15 protein-coding genes are annotated in these 18218 nt (G+C 62.1%); 11 read left to right on the plus strand and 4 right to left on the minus strand.

Going from position 1 to position 18218, the window contains the following annotated elements:
• Positions 1 to 6 precede the first annotated feature (6 nt).
• Genes NK8_RS19910 through NK8_RS19930 form a run of 5 tightly spaced genes read left to right on the plus strand, consistent with a single transcriptional unit; the run spans position 7 to position 4314 of the window.
• Positions 7 to 252, plus strand: a complete 246-nt coding sequence (locus tag NK8_RS19910; protein WP_008352838.1) for a ferredoxin family protein — start codon at positions 7 to 9, stop codon at positions 250 to 252.
• Positions 253 to 268: 16 nt separating this feature from the next.
• The gene (locus NK8_RS19915; protein WP_213229179.1) at positions 269 to 1675 is read left to right on the plus strand and encodes an ABC transporter substrate-binding protein; all 1407 of its coding nucleotides are present in this window, start codon (positions 269 to 271) and stop codon (positions 1673 to 1675) included.
• A gap of 7 nt (positions 1676 to 1682) precedes the next feature.
• Positions 1683 to 2498: an ABC transporter permease gene (locus NK8_RS19920; RefSeq protein WP_213229181.1), complete on the plus strand. Its 816-nt coding sequence runs from the start codon at positions 1683 to 1685 to the stop codon at positions 2496 to 2498.
• Positions 2495 to 3325: an ABC transporter ATP-binding protein gene (locus NK8_RS19925; RefSeq protein WP_213229183.1), complete on the plus strand. Its 831-nt coding sequence runs from the start codon at positions 2495 to 2497 to the stop codon at positions 3323 to 3325. The genes NK8_RS19920 and NK8_RS19925 overlap by 4 nt, the downstream gene beginning before the upstream one ends.
• Positions 3322 to 4314: a HEAT repeat domain-containing protein gene (locus NK8_RS19930; RefSeq protein WP_213229185.1), complete on the plus strand. Its 993-nt coding sequence runs from the start codon at positions 3322 to 3324 to the stop codon at positions 4312 to 4314. The genes NK8_RS19925 and NK8_RS19930 overlap by 4 nt, the downstream gene beginning before the upstream one ends.
• A gap of 684 nt (positions 4315 to 4998) precedes the next feature.
• Here NK8_RS19930 and NK8_RS19935 read toward each other — a convergent pair.
• From NK8_RS19935 to NK8_RS19950, 4 genes are all read right to left on the minus strand, one after another.
• A complete protein-coding gene (locus tag NK8_RS19935; protein WP_213229187.1) occupies positions 4999 to 5334 on the minus strand; it encodes a zinc ribbon domain-containing protein in 336 nt (111 codons plus the stop codon).
• 67 nt (positions 5335 to 5401) lie between these two features.
• Positions 5402 to 6634 carry a formamidase gene (fmdA, locus tag NK8_RS19940; RefSeq protein ID WP_162067759.1) on the minus strand — a complete coding sequence of 411 codons (1233 nt, stop codon included), beginning with the start codon at positions 6632 to 6634 and terminating at the stop codon, positions 5402 to 5404.
• A 72-nt stretch (positions 6635 to 6706) separates the two neighbouring features.
• Entirely contained in the window at positions 6707 to 7219 is a 513-nt protein-coding gene (locus NK8_RS19945) for an AmiS/UreI family transporter (RefSeq protein WP_162067760.1), read from the minus strand.
• 165 nt (positions 7220 to 7384) lie between these two features.
• Entirely contained in the window at positions 7385 to 8533 is a 1149-nt protein-coding gene (locus NK8_RS19950) for a helix-turn-helix transcriptional regulator (protein WP_213229189.1), read from the minus strand.
• Positions 8534 to 8739: 206 nt separating this feature from the next.
• On the opposite strand from NK8_RS19950, the gene NK8_RS19955 reads away from it, so the two are divergent.
• The 6 genes from NK8_RS19955 to NK8_RS19980 all read left to right on the plus strand — a co-directional run bounded on the left by NK8_RS19955 (position 8740) and on the right by NK8_RS19980 (position 17941).
• The gene (locus NK8_RS19955) at positions 8740 to 11481 is read left to right on the plus strand and encodes an ATP-binding protein (protein ID WP_213229191.1); all 2742 of its coding nucleotides are present in this window, start codon (positions 8740 to 8742) and stop codon (positions 11479 to 11481) included.
• A complete protein-coding gene (locus NK8_RS19960) occupies positions 11478 to 12758 on the plus strand; it encodes an EAL domain-containing protein (protein WP_162067763.1) in 1281 nt (426 codons plus the stop codon). Before NK8_RS19955 ends, NK8_RS19960 begins: the two co-directional genes overlap by 4 nt.
• 274 nt (positions 12759 to 13032) lie before the next feature.
• The gene (locus NK8_RS19965) at positions 13033 to 13908 is read left to right on the plus strand and encodes a lipid A biosynthesis lauroyl acyltransferase (protein ID WP_162067764.1); all 876 of its coding nucleotides are present in this window, start codon (positions 13033 to 13035) and stop codon (positions 13906 to 13908) included.
• A gap of 542 nt (positions 13909 to 14450) precedes the next feature.
• A complete protein-coding gene (locus NK8_RS19970; protein WP_162067765.1) occupies positions 14451 to 15518 on the plus strand; it encodes a PHB depolymerase family esterase in 1068 nt (355 codons plus the stop codon).
• Between the two features lie 264 nt (positions 15519 to 15782).
• Positions 15783 to 16349, plus strand: coding sequence for a TIGR01841 family phasin (gene phaP / locus NK8_RS19975; protein ID WP_225936288.1), 567 nt, complete (start codon positions 15783 to 15785; stop codon positions 16347 to 16349).
• 716 nt (positions 16350 to 17065) lie between these two features.
• Positions 17066 to 17941, plus strand: a complete 876-nt coding sequence (locus NK8_RS19980) for a manganese catalase family protein (protein WP_213229193.1) — start codon at positions 17066 to 17068, stop codon at positions 17939 to 17941.
• Positions 17942 to 18218: the final 277 nt, after the last annotated feature.

The raw sequence follows: 18218 nt of genomic DNA on the forward strand, positions 1-18218 counted from the left end.
AAAAGCATGGCCCTCGTGCCCCGCGAAGCGCGTCAGCGCTCGAGCCTTCCCGTGATGATCGACGAAGACAAGTGCATCGCCGACAAGGGCTGCACGGTTTGCATCGACGTCTGTCCGATGGATCTGCTCGCGATCGATCCCGACACCGGCAAGGCCTTCATGAAGTTCGACGAATGCTGGTACTGCATGCCCTGCGAGCGCGATTGTCCGACCAATGCCGTGCATGTCGACATTCCGTATCTTCTTCGATGACGAGGACACACGCATCATGAAACAGACGCTATTGCTGGCCCTGACGGCGGCGCTCTTCGCAAGCGCCGCGCATGCGGAAACGATCCGCGTCGCCATCGGCACGCAGGACACGACGATCAACACGGCGGCGGGCGGCGCATTGATCCGCGAGCTGCATCTGCTCGACAAATACCTGCCGCACGACGGCAAATACAAGGATGCACAGTACGACATCCAGTGGAAGAACTTCACGAGCGGCGCGCCGATCACGAATGAAATGGTCGCGGGCAAGCTCGACTTCGGCTCGATGGCCGATTTCCCCGGCGTGCTGAACGGCGTCGCGAATCAGAAGGCGGGCAAGAGCAGCATTTTCATCAGCGTGCTGTCGGGCAGCGTGCGCGGCAGCGGCAACGGCATCGTCGTGCCGACGGATTCGTCGGCGCAGTCCATCGCCGATCTGAAGGGCAAGACCATTTCGGTGCCGTTCGCATCGACCGCGCACGGCATGCTGCTGCGCGCCGTCGCCGCGCAAGGCTGGGACCCGGAGCGCGACGTGAACATCGTCACGCAGGCGCCCGAAGTGGCCGGCCCTGCGTTGCAGACGCGCAAGATCGATGCGCACGCGGACTTCGTGCCCTTTGCCGAACTGTTCCCATATCGCGGTTTCGCGCGCAAGATCTACGACGGTTCGCAGGCCGGATCGGCGACGCTGCACGGCACCCTCGTCGAGAAGGACTACGCGCAGAAGTATCCGGAAGTCGTCGTGGCGTATCTGCGCGCGGCGATCGAAGCGAACCGGCTGCTCACGGCCGAGCCGGAGAAGTACAGCGAACTGATCGCGAAGGTCACGGGCATCGAGCCTGAAGTCGATTATCTGTTTCATGGCCCGCTCGGTTTGCAGACGCGCGATCTCACGTGGAAGCCCGAGTATCGCAAGGCCGTGCAGACTTCGTTCGATACGCTCAAGCTGCTCAAGCGCGCGGACGGCGATCTGAACGCGAACACCTTTATCGACGATAGTTATCTGCGCGCCGCCTTCAAAGCCGAACATCTCGATTACGACGCCGCGCTGAAGAACTACGCGCCGACGCCGCTCGTCGCGAACGATGCGTTGACCGGCAAGCCGATCGCGCAGACGGATCGCGTCGCGCAGATCTGGGTGCGCGGCGAGGCGAAGGTGCGCAGTTTCGCATCGCCGGAAGAGGCTGTGCGCGAACTGGCCACGCTGGAGCGCGACGGCAAGCAAGTGCGCGCGTTCTATGCGCAGGATCGCGAGAGCGGCATCAAGCTGCTCGGCAATCAGGCATGGTTCGCGAAAACCGGCGACGGCCAGTTGAACGCGTTCCTGCTGAAGGATCGCGCGCAGGCGTGGGCGAACGCGCATGGCGGCCAGGTGCTCGATTTCGCCGCCGTACGCCAGCCGACCGCGCTCGCCAACCGCTGAGGCGAACATGGCGACGCTCGCATACTCCACTCCATCGCTCCTGCGTTCACGTGGCGCGCGTGCCGGCGTGCAGTGGGCGTCGCTCGCGCTGTGCCTCGTGCTCTGGCATCTCGCGACGACCCAGCGCTGGAATCTCGGCATCGTCACCTTCGAGAACGTGCCGACGCCCGCCGATACGCTCGCGGCCATCGTCGAACTCGCGCATTCGCCCAAGCTGCTGTCGGATCTCGCGAGCAGCGTGCGACGCATCGCGGCGGGTTATTTCGCGGCGGCTGTCGGCGGCGTCGTGCTCGGGCTCGCCATCGGCCGTTCGCAATGGGCGCGTCTCGCGCTGCTCACCCCGCTCGAAGTCTTGCGGCCGATTCCCGCCGTCGCGTGGATACCCCTGGCCATCCTGATGTTTCCATCTTCCGAAATGTCGATGATCTACATCACCTTCACCGGCGCATTCTTTCCGATCCTGCTCGGCACGATCCACGGCGTCGAAGGCGTCGAGCCGCGCCTCGTGTCGTCCGCGCGCAGTCTCGGCGCGAGCCAGCGCGTGATTCTGCGCGAAGTGATCCTGCCGGGCGCCGCGCCCGCGATCGTCACCGGGCTCGCGATCGGCATGGGCACGTCCTGGTTCTGCCTCGTCACCGCCGAGATGATCTCGGGTCAATTCGGCATCGGCTATTACACGTGGCAGTCGTACACGGTGCAGCGTTATCCCGATGTGGTCGTCGGCATGTTGCTGATCGGCCTGCTCGGCATGGGCAGCAGCGCGCTCGTGCGTATCGCCGGCAACCGGCTCACGCCGTGGCTCGCCACTGGGAGCCGCCGATGAGCGCGGGCCGCATCCAACTCGAAGCGCTCGCCATCACGCTGGGCGAAGGCGAGAACGCCTTCACCGCCGTGCGCGACGTGAGCGCGGTCATCGAAGCGGGCGAGTTCGTCTGCATACTCGGGCCGTCGGGCTGCGGCAAGTCGACCTTGCTGGCCGCGCTGGCGGGACACGTCGGCGCGCACGCGGGACGCGCGACGCTCGACGGCAAGCCGATCGACGGACCGCATCCCGAGCGCGGCATGGTATTTCAGCAGCACACGCTGCTGCCGTGGCGCAAGACGCTCGACAACGTCGCCTTCGGCCTGAAGATGCGCGGCGTGGGCAAGCGCGAGCGGCATCGTCGCGCGCAGGCGCTGCTCGATCGCGTCGGGCTCGGCGCGTTCGCGGATCGCTATCCCGCGCAACTGTCGGGCGGCATGCAGCAACGCGCGGAGATCGCGCGCGCGATGCTCAACGAACCGCGCGTCCTGCTGATGGACGAACCCTTCGGCGCGCTCGATGCGCAAACACGCGCACTGATGCAGTCGCTCCTGCTCGATGTATGGAGCGAGCGGCGGCCGACTGTCGTGTTCGTCACGCATGACATCGACGAAGCGCTGTTTCTCGCCGACCGCATTCTCGTGATGAGCCACAGCCCCGGCACGATGCTCGAAGAACTGCGCGTGCCGTTCGCGCGGCCGCGCGAGCGCGACCTCGTCACCGAGCCGGCGTTCGTCGCGCTGAAGCGCCGCTGCCTCGCGCTGCTTCGCCATCCGCATGCGGGCGCACCCGTCACGTCGAGCGACGCGCCCGCGCGCATCGACATCTCACACTCGGTTTTTTCATGACGCATACCAATCCTCTCTTCGATCCAGTCACCGACGACGCCCTCGCCGCGCGTTTCACCGATGCCGACGCCGCCGTGCGACGCCTCGCCGTCATCGAAGCCGCCGACCTCGAAGAAGAAGCGTGGCTGCCCGCGATCGCAGATGCGTTGCGTCACGACGCGGATGCCGCCGTGCGTCGGACGGCGGCGCAACGTCTCGGCGCATGGGATACGGATGAAGCCGTCGATGCGCTGTGCGCCGCGCTGGCCGATAGCGACACGGGCACGCGCGAAGCCGCCGCCGACAGTCTGTCCGCGTTGAAGGACCCCGTTGCGGGCGAACGTCTGCTGCCGCATCTCGCGAGTGCCAGTGCCGATGCGTTCACGCGCGCGGCCCTGCTGCGCGCATTGCGCGAATTGCGCCTGCCGAAGGCGGCGCAGCCCGCGCTCGCGGCTTTGTCGGATGCGGCGGCTCTCGTGAGGCGCGAGGCGGTCGGCGTGCTCGGCTGGCTGCGTCATGCGAGCGCGCTGCCGCAACTGACGCAGCTCGCACGCGCCGATACGTCGGTCGACGTGCGTCATGCCGCGGTCGGCGCGCTCGGCTTCGCGACCGACGACAGCGTGCTCGATACGTTGAAGCACGCGCTATCGGATGATGAATGGCGCGTGCGCGAAGAGGCGGCCGCCACGCTCGGCAAGCTGCGCCTGGTTGCCGCGCGGGATGCGCTCGAACGCGCGCTCGCGGACGATTACTGGCAGGTGACGTTGCAGGCGGCGCGTGCGCTCGGTCGTCTGCGCGATGTCGCGAGCACGCACGCGGTTGCCGAATTGCTGACCTTTCCGATCAGCAACGTCCGCAAGGAGGCCGCGCTCGCGCTTGGCGAACTTGGTAATCGCGACGCGCTCGACGTTCTTGAGGCCGCGCTCGGCGATGGAGATCCGGAAGTGCGCAAGGCTGCGCGGATTGCGATTGCGCAGATCGGTGAGCGGCATGGCTCGCGTGGCGATTGAGCGTGTTAGGGACTTTCGTTTCGGTTCGCCTAGTGGTCGCCGGATCCCGTTTTCGTGTCGGTCTATTAGCACTGCCCCTGTGCGGGGCGGCAGTCACTTTCTTTGCTGCTGCAAAGAAAGTAACCAAAGAAAGCAGCTCGAGACGCCCGCGGTCACACGCAATTTGGGTGTTCTTCTCGTTGTTCGTGGCCTCTGTAGCGAGTGCCCTCACAGGCCACCTCGGGCTTGGACCGCGCACGGTCTGACACATCGCACCACATAACACACTGGTTCAGCACCAAATAGCTCCGGCCCGCTTCGCGGCCGATGGGTCAATCGGGTCCGCGGGTGCTTCTGCGTATCCTTTTTCTCGCCGGTTTCCCTTGCTTACCCCACGGCAGCGCGTAGCGCTGTGCCGGAACTCTTTCGTGCTGAACCAGTGTCCCTGGGGAACTAGCTCGGCAGATCGTGCGCGGTCCAAGCCCGGTTAGGCCTACGAGGGCACTCGCTACTGAGCCCACGAACAACGAGAATAGTGGCCAAATTGCGTGTGACCGCGGGCGGCTCGAGCTGCTTTCTTTGGTTACTTTCTTTGCAGCAGCAAAGAAAGTGACTGCCGCCCCGCACAGGGGCAGTGCTAATAGACCGACGCGAAAACAGGATTCCATAGAAGCCCAGGCAAACAAAAAAAGCCCGAGCATCAAGCTAATGACTGATCATCCAAGGCCGCCCCGCCGGCGACTTCATCGCAGACCGCGCGGCATCGCCCGATGAGCCCACTTTCGGCTTGCAACACGCACATGAAGGTCCATGCCGATACCCAAGACTCTTCGAACTCGTCGGCGCATGCGCGCTGCGCTCATTCGTCGCGCAGGCATCGCGCCGGCTCTGCGGCATCAGCGAAAGCATCGCCGTGCTCGTAATGGCGCGCGTCGTCTGCGTGCCGCATTCGGGACACAGATGCGGCGCATCCCGATCCGCGATGCTGCGCATCACGTCGAAGCTGCCGCAAAATTCACATTCGTATTGATAGATCGGCATGAGTCCCCCGCTCAGTGCAAGAAGGCGCGATGCGTGCCTCGCATCGCGCCGTTCGATCGCCTCGACGTCAGGCCTTGTCCTGCGACAGCGGAATATCCACGCCGCCCTTCACAGCCTTCACCGGGCCATCGGCGTTGGGGCGAATGTCGAAGTCGAAGATCTGCGTGGGCAGCCACAAGGTCGCGCACGCATTCGGAATATCCACCACGCCGCTGATATGCCCTTGCACCGGCGCGGTCCCGAGAATCGAATACGCCTGTGCGCGCGTGTAACCGAACTTCGTCAGATATTCGATTGCGTTCAGACACGCCTGCCGATACGCGATATGCACGTCGAGATAATGCTGCTTGCCCGCTTCATCGACGGAAATGCCTTCGAAGATCAGATAGTCGTCGTAACGCGGCGTGATCGGGCTCGGCCTGAAGATCGGGTTCTTGATGCCGTACTTCGCCATGCCGTCCTTGATCACGCTCACGCGCATATGCACCCAGCCCGCCATTTCGATCGCGCCGCAGAACGTGATTTCGCCATCGCCCTGGCTGAAATGCAGATCGCCGACAGACAGCCCCGCGCCATCCACGTACACCGGGAAGAAGATCTTCGACCCGCGCGACAGATCCTTGATGTCACAATTGCCGCCATGCTCGCGCGGCGGCACCGTGCGCGCGCCTTCGGCCGCGGCTTTTTCGCGCTCGTTGCCCGTCATCTTGCCCATGTGCGCGGTCGCGGCGAACGGCGGATTCGCGAGCGGCGGCACGCGGTCGGGCTGCGTCTTGATGAAATCGACCTCGCGCTGATTCCAGGTCGCGAGCAGCTTCGGATCGGGCAGACAGCCGATCAAACCCGGATGAATCAGGCCGGCGAACGAGACTTGCGGCACATGGCGCGACGTCGTGTAGAGCCCGTGGAAATCCCAGATGGACTTCTGCGCGAGCGGGAAGTGATCGGTCAGGAAGCCGCCGCCGTTCTTCTTCGAGAAGAAGCCGTTGAAGCCCCACTGGCTATCGGCCTTCGTGCCGATATCGAGCAGATCCACGACGAGCAGATCGCCCGGCGCCGCGCCGTGCACGCCGACCGGCCCGGATAGAAAGTGGACGATCGACAGATCGATGTCGCGCACATCGTCCGCGGAATCGTTGTTCTTGATGAAGCCGCCGGTCCAGTCGTAGGTCTCCAGGATGAACTCTTCGCCGGGCTTGACCCATGCGGCCATCGGAATGTCGGGATGCCAGCGGTTGTGCACCTGCTCGTTATCGAATGCGGACTGATTCAGGTCGACCTTGATTAGCGTTTCAGCCATGACGAATGTCTCCTTGTCGGATCAGGCCGGCTCGCATGCCGGCATAGGGACAGCACTTCGGTTGCAGCGTGATCAGCTCAGCGTGCCGTTGAGCAAGAGGTAGCCCGGCAGCCAGCCGGTGAGAATGCCCGCGATCACCGTGACCGCGCCCGTCAGCTTCACGATGGGACGTTGCAGCGCGAGCAGTACGAAGAACAGCAGCCACAGGAACGCCCAGCCGAACCAGCAGAGCGCGAACCACACGGACCAAGCCGAACTCGCGTGCATGATCGAATCGATGCCGACGGGAATGATCGTGATCGCGACGAACAGGCTGAACCAGCCGAGCCCGCGGCCATCGGCGCCGTTATAGCGATTGATCGCCACCCAGAAGTACGTGAACGTGAAGAGCAAGGTGAGCGCGGCGGCCTTGATCGATGCCGCGTCCGCGCCCGCGCCGAACGCGAGTTTCAGCGACGCGAGCAGGGTGATGCCGCCCGCGAAAACGTTGATGACCCAGATCTCGCGGTCGCCGATTTTTCCCAGCAACCAGAGCCCATTGAGAAACAGTACGGCGCCGACATAGAGCAAACACAAACCCAGCATGGTGATCTCCTCATCGCGCACGGGAGCGGCGCAAGGTGTTTGGCAGCGCGGCTTGGGACACGACTCATGATAGGGATGCGCTTCGCAGCGCGAATCCCCCAGCGCGAGGAATCTGTTTCGCCCGGATGGGGCATGCGGCCTCACCCAGTTGGGTGAGGTTTCAGATCAGAGGGATATGCAGATGCGGCCGTGCAGATGGACGAGTTCCATCTGGCTGTGCGTGTCGGTCTTCTGGAAGATCTGCTTGAGATGGCTGCGCGCCGTGTTTTCGGATACGTGCAATTCACGCGCCGCGCTTGCGATGGAATGTCCCGTGACGATCAGCGAACTCATGCGCGCCTGCGCCGGGCTGAGGCCGAATTGCCGCACGAACGCGCAATCGGCGTGATCGTCTTCCGAAGGCACGTTGAGCGCCGTGACGATGGCGAGGCGCCGCATCTCGCCGAGTTCCGCGCTGAATACGGCGCCGGCTGCGCGAATCGATATGACGCTCGGCTGCGAACGGCCCGGCGCGGAAAGAGAAAGCACTTGCGCCGCGCGCTCGTCCACGTCGGCCGACGCATGCGTCGCGCGGGCAATCGCTTCCTGCAATACGCGATGATCCGCGCTGGCGGCGGCAACGATACGCCCTTCCTCGATCCGCAGTCCCGCCACGGCTTCGCACACGTCATGCGCGGCTCGATCGCCGAACACCATGCGCGCATCCGCATCGACGAGCATCGCCGCGCGCGCATGCGTGCTCACGATGCTTCTGAGCGCGCGATTCATGTCGTCGGTCTCGCGCAATCGCCAGCGCACGTCGAGCGCGAGCGTGAGATGCGGCAGCAGCGCGGCGAACGCGTTGCGTTCGCGCGGGCCAAAGCGTGGCTCATCGGGACCGCGATGCAGGTCGAGATAATAGACGAGCGTGTTGCGCCGCGCGATCACGCCGCACAGCCGATGATAAAGCCCGTGCGGCAGCATCAGCCCGCGATAGAAATCGGTCTTGACGAGTTCACGATTGCTGAGCAGTTCGTCGCCGGCCATCACGCGGCCTTCGCGATACGCATCGCTCGACAGGAACCACGGATTGCGCGATGCGTAGTCGGAAAGCGCCGCGCTCAACTGCGGATCGCGAGGCGCGGAATACAGCGCGAAGCCCTGACGCGTGGCGAAGCTATGACGCGCGAGCGCGGCCCAGCGTACGCGAAAGCGCTCGCGGATCTGGGTGAGCACGCCGGACCAGGCGTCGTCGGAATCGCCGGCTGCGTGAACGCGATAGACAAGGTCGTCGCCGGCGACAGGTGCCACGGCGCTCGCGAACAGCGGCGTCATGTCTGCTCCGTAACGGAATGTGGATGCGTCGGGAAAGATGCGAAACGACACCATGACGATGTCGCCTGCCAGTGTTGGCAGATGAACATGCACGGTCAATCGGCACAAACCCTCTCACGGCAAGTTTCAATATTGCGGCGATGCAGCTTTGAGCGAATAATCGGATCGTCCAATCGAAAGGCTTGCAGATCCGGTGGCCAACCGACATGCGAATCAAACGCGACTATCAATCCTGGGTGGCCAACGAGACACTGGAAGACTATGCGCTGCGCTACGCGGCCAGTTCGTATCGGCGCTGGTCGCCCGCGACGCTCGCCAATACCGCCATCGGCGGCATTTCGTTTCTTGCGCTCGAAGCCATCGGCGCGAGCATCACGCTGAGCTTCGGCTTTCATAACGCGTTCCCCGCCATTCTCGTCGTGTGCGCGCTGATCTTTCTCGTCAGCGTGCCGATCGCGTATTACTCGAGCGAAGCCAATGTCGATATCGACCTGCTCACGCGCGGCGCGGGCTTCGGCTATGTCGGCTCCACGATCACGTCGCTGATCTATGCTTCATTCACGTTCATCTTCTTCGCGCTCGAAGCGGCGATACTCGCGCAGGCGCTGGAACTGGCGGCGGGCATCAACATCGTGATCGGCTATCTGCTGTCTTCGTTGCTGATCATTCCGCTCGTGTTCTTCGGCGTCACGCTGATCAACAAGCTGCAGAGGTGGACACAGCCGCTCTGGGTGATCCTGCTGGTCGCGCCGTTCGTCTTCATCCTCTGGCAGGACCCGGGCGTGCTGCATCGATGGGCGGCATTTCCCGGCATCGGCGCGACGGCAGAGGCGCGCGGCGGCAGCATCGACGTCCTGCTGTTCGGCACTGCCGCCGGCGTGCTGTTCTCGCTGATGGGGCAGATCGGCGAACAGGTCGATTATCTGCGCTTCCTGCCGGATCGCACGGCGAAGAATCGCTTCGCATGGTGGGCCGCGATGCTCACGGCCGGTCCCGGCTGGATCGTCGTGGGCGGCCTTAAGCTTCTCGCGGGCAGCCTGCTCGCCGTGCTCGCGTTGCAGGACGGCCTGCCCGCGATCGATGCCGTCGTTCCCGTGCACATGTATGTCACCGCGTACCGGCATGTGTTCGAGAGTCCCGCGCTGGCGCTCGCGGTCGCAACGGTGTTCGTCGTGATCTCGCAGGTGAAGATCAACGTGACCAACGCGTATGCGGGATCGCTCGCGTGGTCCAACGTGTTCGCGCGGCTCACGCATTACCATCCGGGGCGCGTCGTCTGGCTCGTGTTCAACGTGATGATCGCGTTGCTGCTCACCCTGCTCGGCATCTTCAAGACGCTCGAAACGGTATTGAGCGTGTATTCGAATCTCGTGATCGCGTGGCTCGGCGCGCTCGTCGCGGACCTCGTCGTGCTCAAGCCGCTCGGCGTGAGTCCGCGCCGCATCGAGTTCAAGCGCGCGCATCTGTATCAGGTGAATCCGGTCGGCTGCGGTGCGATGCTGATCGCATCGGTCGTATCGACATGCGCGTTCGCGGGGCTGTTCGGCGATTACGCGCGCGCGTACTCCGCGTTCATCGCGCTGTTCCTCGCGTTCGTCAGCGCGATTGCGATTGCCTATGCGACGGGCGGCCGCTATTACATCGCGCGAGTCGACGAGCGGCACGCCGATGTGCCGCGCACGCAGCTCGTGCGCTGTTGCATCTGCGAGCGCGACTACGAAGCCGCCGATATGGCGTGGTGCCCGTTCAACCAGGGCTCGATCTGCTCGCTGTGCTGCGGTCTCGACAATCATTGCCGCGACCGCTGCAAGATGCCGGCCGCATCGACCGTGGACGAACTTGCGCAACCGCCCGGGCCCAGCACGCTCGCGCCGCATTTCGGCCGGCGCATCGGGCGCTTCTTCGGGCTGTTCGTGATCGCATCGACCGCGACGGGGGCGGTGTTTCTGCTGTCGTATCGACTGATCGAAATTGCCGACGCGGCGGCGCGCGGCCAGATCGCCGATGTCCTGCTGCACACCTATGCGGCCACGCTGCCCCTGCTCGCGTTCGGCGCGTGGTGGATCGTGCTGTCGCAGGAAAGCCGCGAGCTCGCGCAAGGCGACCTGCTGCAGTCGCTGCACAACCTCGAAGCGACGCGCAAGGAACTCGTCGAGTCGGAACGGATGGCTTCGCTCGGCGGACTCGTCGCCGGTGTCGCGCACGAGATCAATACGCCGGTCGGGATCGTCGTGAGCGCGGCATCGTACCTGCGCGACCGGACCGAAAGCATCAGCGAGAGCCTGAAGCGTCAGGATCTCACCGAGGAAGCGCTCGGCAATTATCTGCGCGATGCAGGGCAATCGACGCGCCTCATGCTCTCCAACGCCGATCGCGCCGCGCGTCTCGTGCAGAGCTTCAAGCAGGTTTCCGTCGATCAGGTCAGCGAGGCGCGGCGTCATTTCGATCTCGGCGAGTACATTCGCGAAACCGTGCTGAGCGTCGAGCCGAAGCTGCGCGGCACGCGCGTGGCGCTGCGCGTCGACTGCCCGCCCGGCATCCTGATGGACTCGTTTCCGGGCCCGCTCGCGCAAGTGCTGACCAACCTGATCCTCAACTCGCTCGTGCATGCTTTCGCGCCGGGCGAGGTCGGGCATATCGTGATTTCGGCGCGGCGTTCGGGCGATACGCATGTCGTGCTCGAACATGCAGACGATGGCTGCGGCATTCCCGACGAACTGCACGAGCGCATCTTCGAGCCGTTCTTCACGACCCGGCGCGGCTCGGGCGGCAGCGGTCTCGGCCTGCATCTCGCCTACGCGCTCGTCACGCGCGCGCTCGACGGCACGCTCGCAGTGCGCAACGGCGCAAGCGCGGGCGCGGTGTTCGTGGTCACGCTGCCGCGCATCGCACGCTCGCGCGACGGCGCGATCCATGCTATACCGGGCGCTCAGGGAGAACAGACATGACCGCGCCTTCATGGTTGCGCAGCGAACCGGCGCGCGCCGATGCATCGCGCGCGCTGGCCGGCCCGCAGGCTCCGCCGTGGCATGTCCTGCTCGTCGACGATGCGCCCGAGATCCACGAAGTCACCCGCCTCGTGCTCGCGGATGCCGCGTTCTCGGGCAGGCCGATCGAACTGGCGAGCGCGCTGTCCGCCGCCGAGGCGCGCGCGTATCTCGCGGCGCATCCGGGCACCGCGCTGATCCTGCTCGACGTCGTAATGGAAGCCGACGATGCCGGGCTCGAACTCGTGCGCCATATCCGCGACACGCTCGAAGACCGCGATGTGCAGATCATCCTGCGCACCGGCCAACCCGGCATGGCGCCGGAACGCGACGTCATCACGCGCTACGAGATCAACGGCTACTTTCTGAAGACCGAACTGACCGCGCAGAAGCTGACGTCCATCGTGGTCACCGGCTTGCGCACGTACGAGACGATCAAGGCATTGCGCTGCGCGCAAACGCTCGCCGCCGCGCCTGCAATCAACGACACCGACGGCCCGATCGATCGCGAACACGAGCGCGCGATTCGCGCGGATCTCGAAGCGGCCTTGCATGACGATACCTGGAGCGTTCAGGCGCTGCCGCAGATCGACCTTGCATCGAATGCGCTCAGGGGCATCGAGATGCAGTCCGCATGGCCGACGAAAGCCGGCACGCTATCGCCCGAACAGATCGCCGCGCTGACCGACGATGCCGCGCTGCTCCAGTCGCTCGACCAGGCGATGCTGCGTCGCGCGTGTGCCATCGCGCGCGATTGCCGCGATAGCGGCAACACGCCCGCGCCGCGCGTCTCGACGCCGTTGCTGTCGAAGCATCTCACCGACGAGCAGTTGATCGCGATGGTGAAGACATCGCTCGCCGATTCGAAGCTCCACGGCGATGCGCTCGATCTGCAATTCAGCGGCGCATTGCTCGGCGCGCGCCGTCTCGCTGCGCGCGCGTTGCAGGCGCTGGATGTGTCGATCACGCTGGTGGATTTCGGTCTGGAGCGTATCTCGCTCTTCGATCTCCAGGCGCTGCGCCCGAACCGGATCAGGATCCACTCGAAGTTCGTGAAGGATGTCACGCATCAGAGCGAATGCGCGGTGGTTGCGCGCGCCATTATTGCGCTTGCGCATACGCTCGGGCTCAGCGCCATCGCCGATGGCGTGCCGGATAGCGACGTTCTGCAGTTTTTCAGATGGGAAGGTTGCGATATTGGGCAAGGCGAGGCACTGGGGGCGCCGCGGGTGGTGTAGCCGCGACGATCCAGCCTCGTGGCGGAAGGCAGCCCACTCGCACTAATATCGGTACGCATTCCGCGCACGCCACCTGCGCGTCAAAAATCGACATGCGGAATCACGTACTTTCGCGCACGCAGCGTGTAAGATGTACGGCCCTATACAGCAGTTCACATTATTTCATTTTCGCTATCCATATGGGATATTGAATCGCCGATTTATTGCGACTCCTGATCGTTTATGCCTGCGACGATGGTTGTATGTAAACCCGTTTGTCACTCCGGAGGCTATTTTGAAACGATCTGGTTATCTGTTGGTCGTCGCGCTGTTGCGTCTGTTTGCAATACTTCCTTACCCGTTCGTCGCAAGGCTGGGCAGCGCACTGGGCGCAGCCCTATATGCGCTTCCAGGCAGGCGCCGGCACATTGTCCAGGTCAATCTTGGCCTTTGTTTTCCCGACATGCCGGCGAACGAACGCGACGCGCTCGCGAAAGAACACTTCCGGCAGGTCGTGCGCAGCTATTTCGAACGCGGCATTCAGTGGTTCGGTAGCGCGCAACGGGTCGAAAACCTCGTTCAAGTCCAAAGCGCGATTGACCTTGAAGACAAAAATGCGCCGCCCACGATTTTCCTGGGCTTTCATTTCGTGGCCATCGAAACCGGTTGTCTGTTTTATTCGATGAAGATGCCGGCTGCTTCCCTGTACACGCGTATGTCCAATACACGTCTTTGCGAGCTGGCCAGACGGCAGCGCGGCCGCTTCGGCGCAGAACTCATCGAGCGTTCGACCAGCGCCCGGCAAATCGTCAGGCTGCTGCAGACGGGCACACCCGTGATGCTGGCCGCCGACATGGATCACGGCGTCGACAATTCGGTGTTTGCGCCATTCTTCGGCGTTCCCGCCTGCACGCTGACGTCTGTTTCGCGACTGGCACGTTTGGGGCACGCACGCGTTGTGCCCTTCGTCACGGAAGTGCTGCCGGATTTCAAGGGATACCGGTTGAGGGTCTTCGAGCCGCTCAGCGATTTCCCATCCGGGAACGATGCCGATGACGCGGGTCGCATGAACGCGTTCCTCGAGACCCAGATCATGAAAATCCCAGCCCAGTATTACTGGGTACATCGACGGTTCAAACACCGTCCAGCGGGTATGGCCGCGGTCTATTGATCGATACGCGTCGGCACGTGTGGTCAGAGTGTCGAGTGACTCCACTCGTGTCGCGAGAAAGACCCTACGCATGTCGCCTTTTCGCCTTGCGGGGCGCACAGCCCCGCACAACAAGGGCATGCCGGAACCTACGCATGTCGCGTTTTTGGTTTCCTGCACCCTGCTGCTGTCGCATTTTTCCAAAAGGGGAAACGTTGACCGTGTTGCGACCTCCGATCGGAATGTCGATGTCTTGTGGTACCTAAAGTCGTAAATATCTTTATTCGTCTTCGCGTCAAGGGTAAACGCGGGTACGATGAACTTTGAGATCGCAGTTCCAAATCCGGATCGACTCCGTTACGAGAGCAAATCGATCCCAATAATATTTGCCTCCGAGCCCGACCTTCGCAGCAGCCACGCGCCTAACCTGGTTTTCCAAGGATTCACCGCATTTGTCCTCGCCGGAAATATACATTCGAATTTTCCCGGCACAAACCGGTGGCGGGCCATTGTTCGATCGATACTCGACACCCGCGCAAAATCAGTTCGAATAAAAGAGTCCAATGAAAAATATCAACGCAACAGCCGTAATGCACAATTCGGGTCACCCCTCTTTCGACAGTTCATCGTCTCCCTTAATAGGCTTGTTTGTTTCTCGCGTCGGCAACGACCTGGTCGAAGCTGCGGATTTCGATTCGTGCTCACCGGAAGCGCAAAACAAAGCCACTCGCGCGCTTCAACCCGGCCCGCAATGGCTCTCGGGTCGGTTTTCCCACCCGACGGGAGTACACGACTTCAAGATCTACGTTCCAGCGAATTACCGCGGCGCACCCACCTCCCTGATCGTCATGCTTCATGGCGCCGGGCAGGACGCCGACGACTTTGCACTCGGTACCGGAATGAATCTGGCCGCAGAAAGTGGCGGTTGTATCGTCGTGTATCCCGAGCAGGGAACGAGTGCCAACATGTTCCGGTGCTGGAACTGGTTTCGTCCGGCAGATCAGGTCCGCGATTCAGGCGAAGCTTCGATCATCGCGGGAATTACGCGCGAGGTGATGGCATCCTATGAGATTGACCCAACCCGCGTTTTTATTGCCGGAATGTCGGCGGGCGCGGCGATGGCAGTGAACCTTGCGGTAACTCATCCCGACCTTTACTCGGCCGCCGGGATTCATTCGGGCTTGGCCTTCGGTGTCGCCGACGAAGCATTTTCGGCCATGACTGCAATGAGGATGGGAAACGGCACGGCTCAACTGAGCACCGCACGAGATGCGATTGGCGTTTGCCGCGCGGTGCCCCTCATCGTCTTTCACGGTGATCAGGACACCACGGTGCATCCGCTGAACGCAGAGGGACTGATGCAGATGCATCAGAGCCTGATGCTGGGCACGGATGAAGCATGCGCGTCGGTTACCACCGACCTCGGACAAGTGGAGCAAGGCTATCCCTATACCCGCAATACGTATCGTCGTGGCAGCGGCGGGGAAGTCTTCGGCGAACAGTGGCTGATCCACGGGCTCGGTCACGCCTGGTCGGGTGGCGATCCCAACGCCACTCACACGGACCCCCGAGGACCGCACGCTGCGCGAGAGATGATGCGATTCTTCGAGGCCGTCGCTAACGCGCGATAGATGGGCCTCGCATCGCTTCGATCAACCAGGCGGCGTGCGGAAATATTAATTGGGGCGTTTATACCTTTTTTCATGTTATCCAGCCCACGAATAAAAAGGGGCGGCGTAAAAAATACGACCGGTGAATTTCACTTTGAAATAAATCAAATAAGCCTTGACGCTTGATTTTAATGCTGTAGGATGAATTTCACCGTGCAGTGCAGCAACACACTTTCCAGTTTTCCCGAAATTCCAATCCCGTCTAAAATTAAAACGGAGTAATCCATGTTCTTTTTTCCCCCGCAGCAAATGGCAGCGTTTCAAAAAGCTAAATTCCAGGCTTGGATGAGCTTGACCGATAAGTATATGGACGGTTTTCAAAAGCTGACGCAGTTGAATGTGCAAACCATTAGAACGCTCATTTCCGAAAACGACGGTGTTACCAGGCCAGTGCCTGAAAATGCGAGCGACGTGAGCGAATGGCAATCGAAGTTGCTTACGCAAGTTCCGGAAAAAGCAGCATCGTATAGTCGGCATTTTTTCGCAATTGTTTCGGCAACAGGCGAGCAGGTGGCGCGAGAGGCGCAAAGCCAGTTTGCATCATACGGCGGTCACATGAACGAGATTTTCAAGACTGCGGTCGATAACGCATCCGAGGCGTCGGAAAAGGCTGCTGTGGCCTTGGAGACGAACTTGAAGCAAGCGACCACGGCCTCGGTCGAGGCGACAGCGAACGCGGCTGATTCCCTGACGAAGGAAACCCAGTCGAACGTCTCGGCCGCGAGCAATGCAATGAAGACCGGCGCCGATACGGCCATGCAATCGATGAACAAGCCGAATCAAAAGCACTAAGCATCGGCAGTCCCGCTGCTTCAGGACTAGTCACTGCAACGACAAGCAAAGACCCGCTTCCGAGCGGGTTTTTGCTTGTTGAACTCCGACAGCAACACCAGCTCGCCCCGTCGCGACCTCGCCTGGCTGTCCGCCGTTCCAGGTTCTTGAATCATCCATCAACTCCAGCTTGTTCCAGTGCAACGCTGGCCATGCGTCGTGGGCAATGAATTCTTTCGATTCTCACGCCTGGAGCGGATACCCCCTATTTGCATTCGTACAAGTGACGTAACTTGCAAATAAAGGTTCGCGCCGTCGTCTGACCCGCCTGGGAATAGCCCTTGCGCTATACACCACAACCCCAATTTCCGAAATCACACTTTGCGGTTTCCTAACTGGTCGCGCGAACGCCGCAGCAAAGCGCGGTGTGGTTTATTTCTGGACCGCAGCGCTTACGCCCGCCAAACCCAGAAATCGCAAGGTAAATCGATAACTGACCTCCGGTGCTCACATCTCATCGCGAGATGAAGTCACCTCTTCCGCACGACCCTGTCAGCAACCTGAAGTAACCACGCCAAGGCGATGTCAGCTTTGAGAACTGAGCGCCTTCATGAGAAGGCGTTCCGCGTCAATTCTGGCGCGGGACCGCTCGGCGAAAGATCGTCACTCGCGAGAAACGTGCACCAAATGCGCAACGTCGCGCGTATGGCGAAAGCTCTTCTCCAAAGGAAAAAGTCATGTTCATGCATAACAAGCGCCTTCAATATACGGTGCGTGTCGCGGCGCCCAATCCCGGTCTTGCAAACCTGCTGCTGGAACAGTTCGGAGGACCGCAAGGCGAACTCGGCGCTGCGTGCCGCTACTTTACGCAGGCAGTGGGTGAGGACGATCCCGGCCGTAAGGATCTCCTGTTCGACATTGCAACCGAGGAATTGAGCCACCTGGAAATCATCGGTTCGATTATCGCGATGCTGAACAAGGGTGCAAAAGGCCAGTTGGCCGAAGCGGTCGAGAGCGAGGCCGAACTTTATCGCTCGATGACAGGCGGCGGCAACGATTCGCACACCACGTCCCTGCTTTATGGTGGAGGACCCGCGCTGATCAACTCGGCCGGCACGCCGTGGACGGCTGCGTACGTCGATACGATCGGCGAACCGACCGCCGACCTGCGTTCCAACATAGCGGCCGAAGCACGCGCCAAGATTGTTTATGAGCGGCTCATCAACGTAACCGACGATCCGGGCATTCGCGAAACGCTGGGCTTTCTAATGACGCGAGAGATCGCGCATCAAAAGTCGTTCGAAAAAGCCCTTCATTCGATACAGCCGAACTTTCCGCAAGGCAAACTTCCCGGCTTCCCGGAATTCACCGGCGTCTACTACAAGATGTCGCAAGGGGAAGATTCCGCAACACGTGGCCCGTGGAATGAGGGACCGGAGTGGACGTTCGTCGACGATCCCCGACCCGCTGTCGATGGCGGCGATGGATTGGCGACCGTAACGGTTACTCCGGCGGACGTGGAGACACTGCAAGCGATGGCGGCACGCACGGCTTCCGACGCTGGCAGCGACCCGGTCACGGGTGCTGAACTCGGGGCGGGTCAAGCTGCCTGACTCGTGGCGTTGCGCATAAAAATCTGGAAAAGCGGCCTGCAAGGGCCGCGTCGAGTTGGCCGTCATACACAGGCTGCATTCCATCCTTGCCGAACCGTCCGACGACTACTTAGTGGCGATCGGATGGCGATGACACAGGACGCTCAGAGCCTTCTTTGCCACGAGTCATGCCGCAGTTCAAAATGAGATATCACTGCTCGGCGCGAGCGCATCCCGAAGATGCTTTCCCGCATTACCTCGCCCACCTCGAACATCAGCACCCCTCGCCGCCAACATG

It is taken from the genome of Caballeronia sp. NK8 (assembly GCF_018408855.1).
Taxonomy (GTDB): domain Bacteria; phylum Pseudomonadota; class Gammaproteobacteria; order Burkholderiales; family Burkholderiaceae; genus Caballeronia.

Bases quoted from the DNA above. Each gene is read 5' to 3' on its own strand.
- NK8_RS19910 (WP_008352838.1), top strand. From the start codon at position 7: ATGGCCCTCGTGCCCCGCGAAGCGCGTCAGCGCTCGAGCCTTCCCGTG.
- NK8_RS19915 (WP_213229179.1), top strand. From the start codon at position 269: ATGAAACAGACGCTATTGCTGGCCCTGACGGCGGCGCTCTTCGCAAGC.
- NK8_RS19920 (WP_213229181.1), top strand. From the start codon at position 1,683: ATGGCGACGCTCGCATACTCCACTCCATCGCTCCTGCGTTCACGTGGC.
- NK8_RS19925 (WP_213229183.1), top strand. From the start codon at position 2,495: ATGAGCGCGGGCCGCATCCAACTCGAAGCGCTCGCCATCACGCTGGGC.
- NK8_RS19930 (WP_213229185.1), top strand. From the start codon at position 3,322: ATGACGCATACCAATCCTCTCTTCGATCCAGTCACCGACGACGCCCTC.
- NK8_RS19935 (WP_213229187.1), bottom strand. From the start codon at position 5,334: ATGCCGATCTATCAATACGAATGTGAATTTTGCGGCAGCTTCGACGTG.
- fmdA (WP_162067759.1), bottom strand. From the start codon at position 6,634: ATGGCTGAAACGCTAATCAAGGTCGACCTGAATCAGTCCGCATTCGAT.
- NK8_RS19945 (WP_162067760.1), bottom strand. From the start codon at position 7,219: ATGCTGGGTTTGTGTTTGCTCTATGTCGGCGCCGTACTGTTTCTCAAT.
- NK8_RS19950 (WP_213229189.1), bottom strand. From the start codon at position 8,533: ATGACGCCGCTGTTCGCGAGCGCCGTGGCACCTGTCGCCGGCGACGAC.
- NK8_RS19955 (WP_213229191.1), top strand. From the start codon at position 8,740: ATGCGAATCAAACGCGACTATCAATCCTGGGTGGCCAACGAGACACTG.
- NK8_RS19960 (WP_162067763.1), top strand. From the start codon at position 11,478: ATGACCGCGCCTTCATGGTTGCGCAGCGAACCGGCGCGCGCCGATGCA.
- NK8_RS19970 (WP_162067765.1), top strand. From the start codon at position 14,451: ATGAAAAATATCAACGCAACAGCCGTAATGCACAATTCGGGTCACCCC.
- phaP (WP_225936288.1), top strand. From the start codon at position 15,783: ATGTTCTTTTTTCCCCCGCAGCAAATGGCAGCGTTTCAAAAAGCTAAA.
- NK8_RS19980 (WP_213229193.1), top strand. From the start codon at position 17,066: ATGTTCATGCATAACAAGCGCCTTCAATATACGGTGCGTGTCGCGGCG.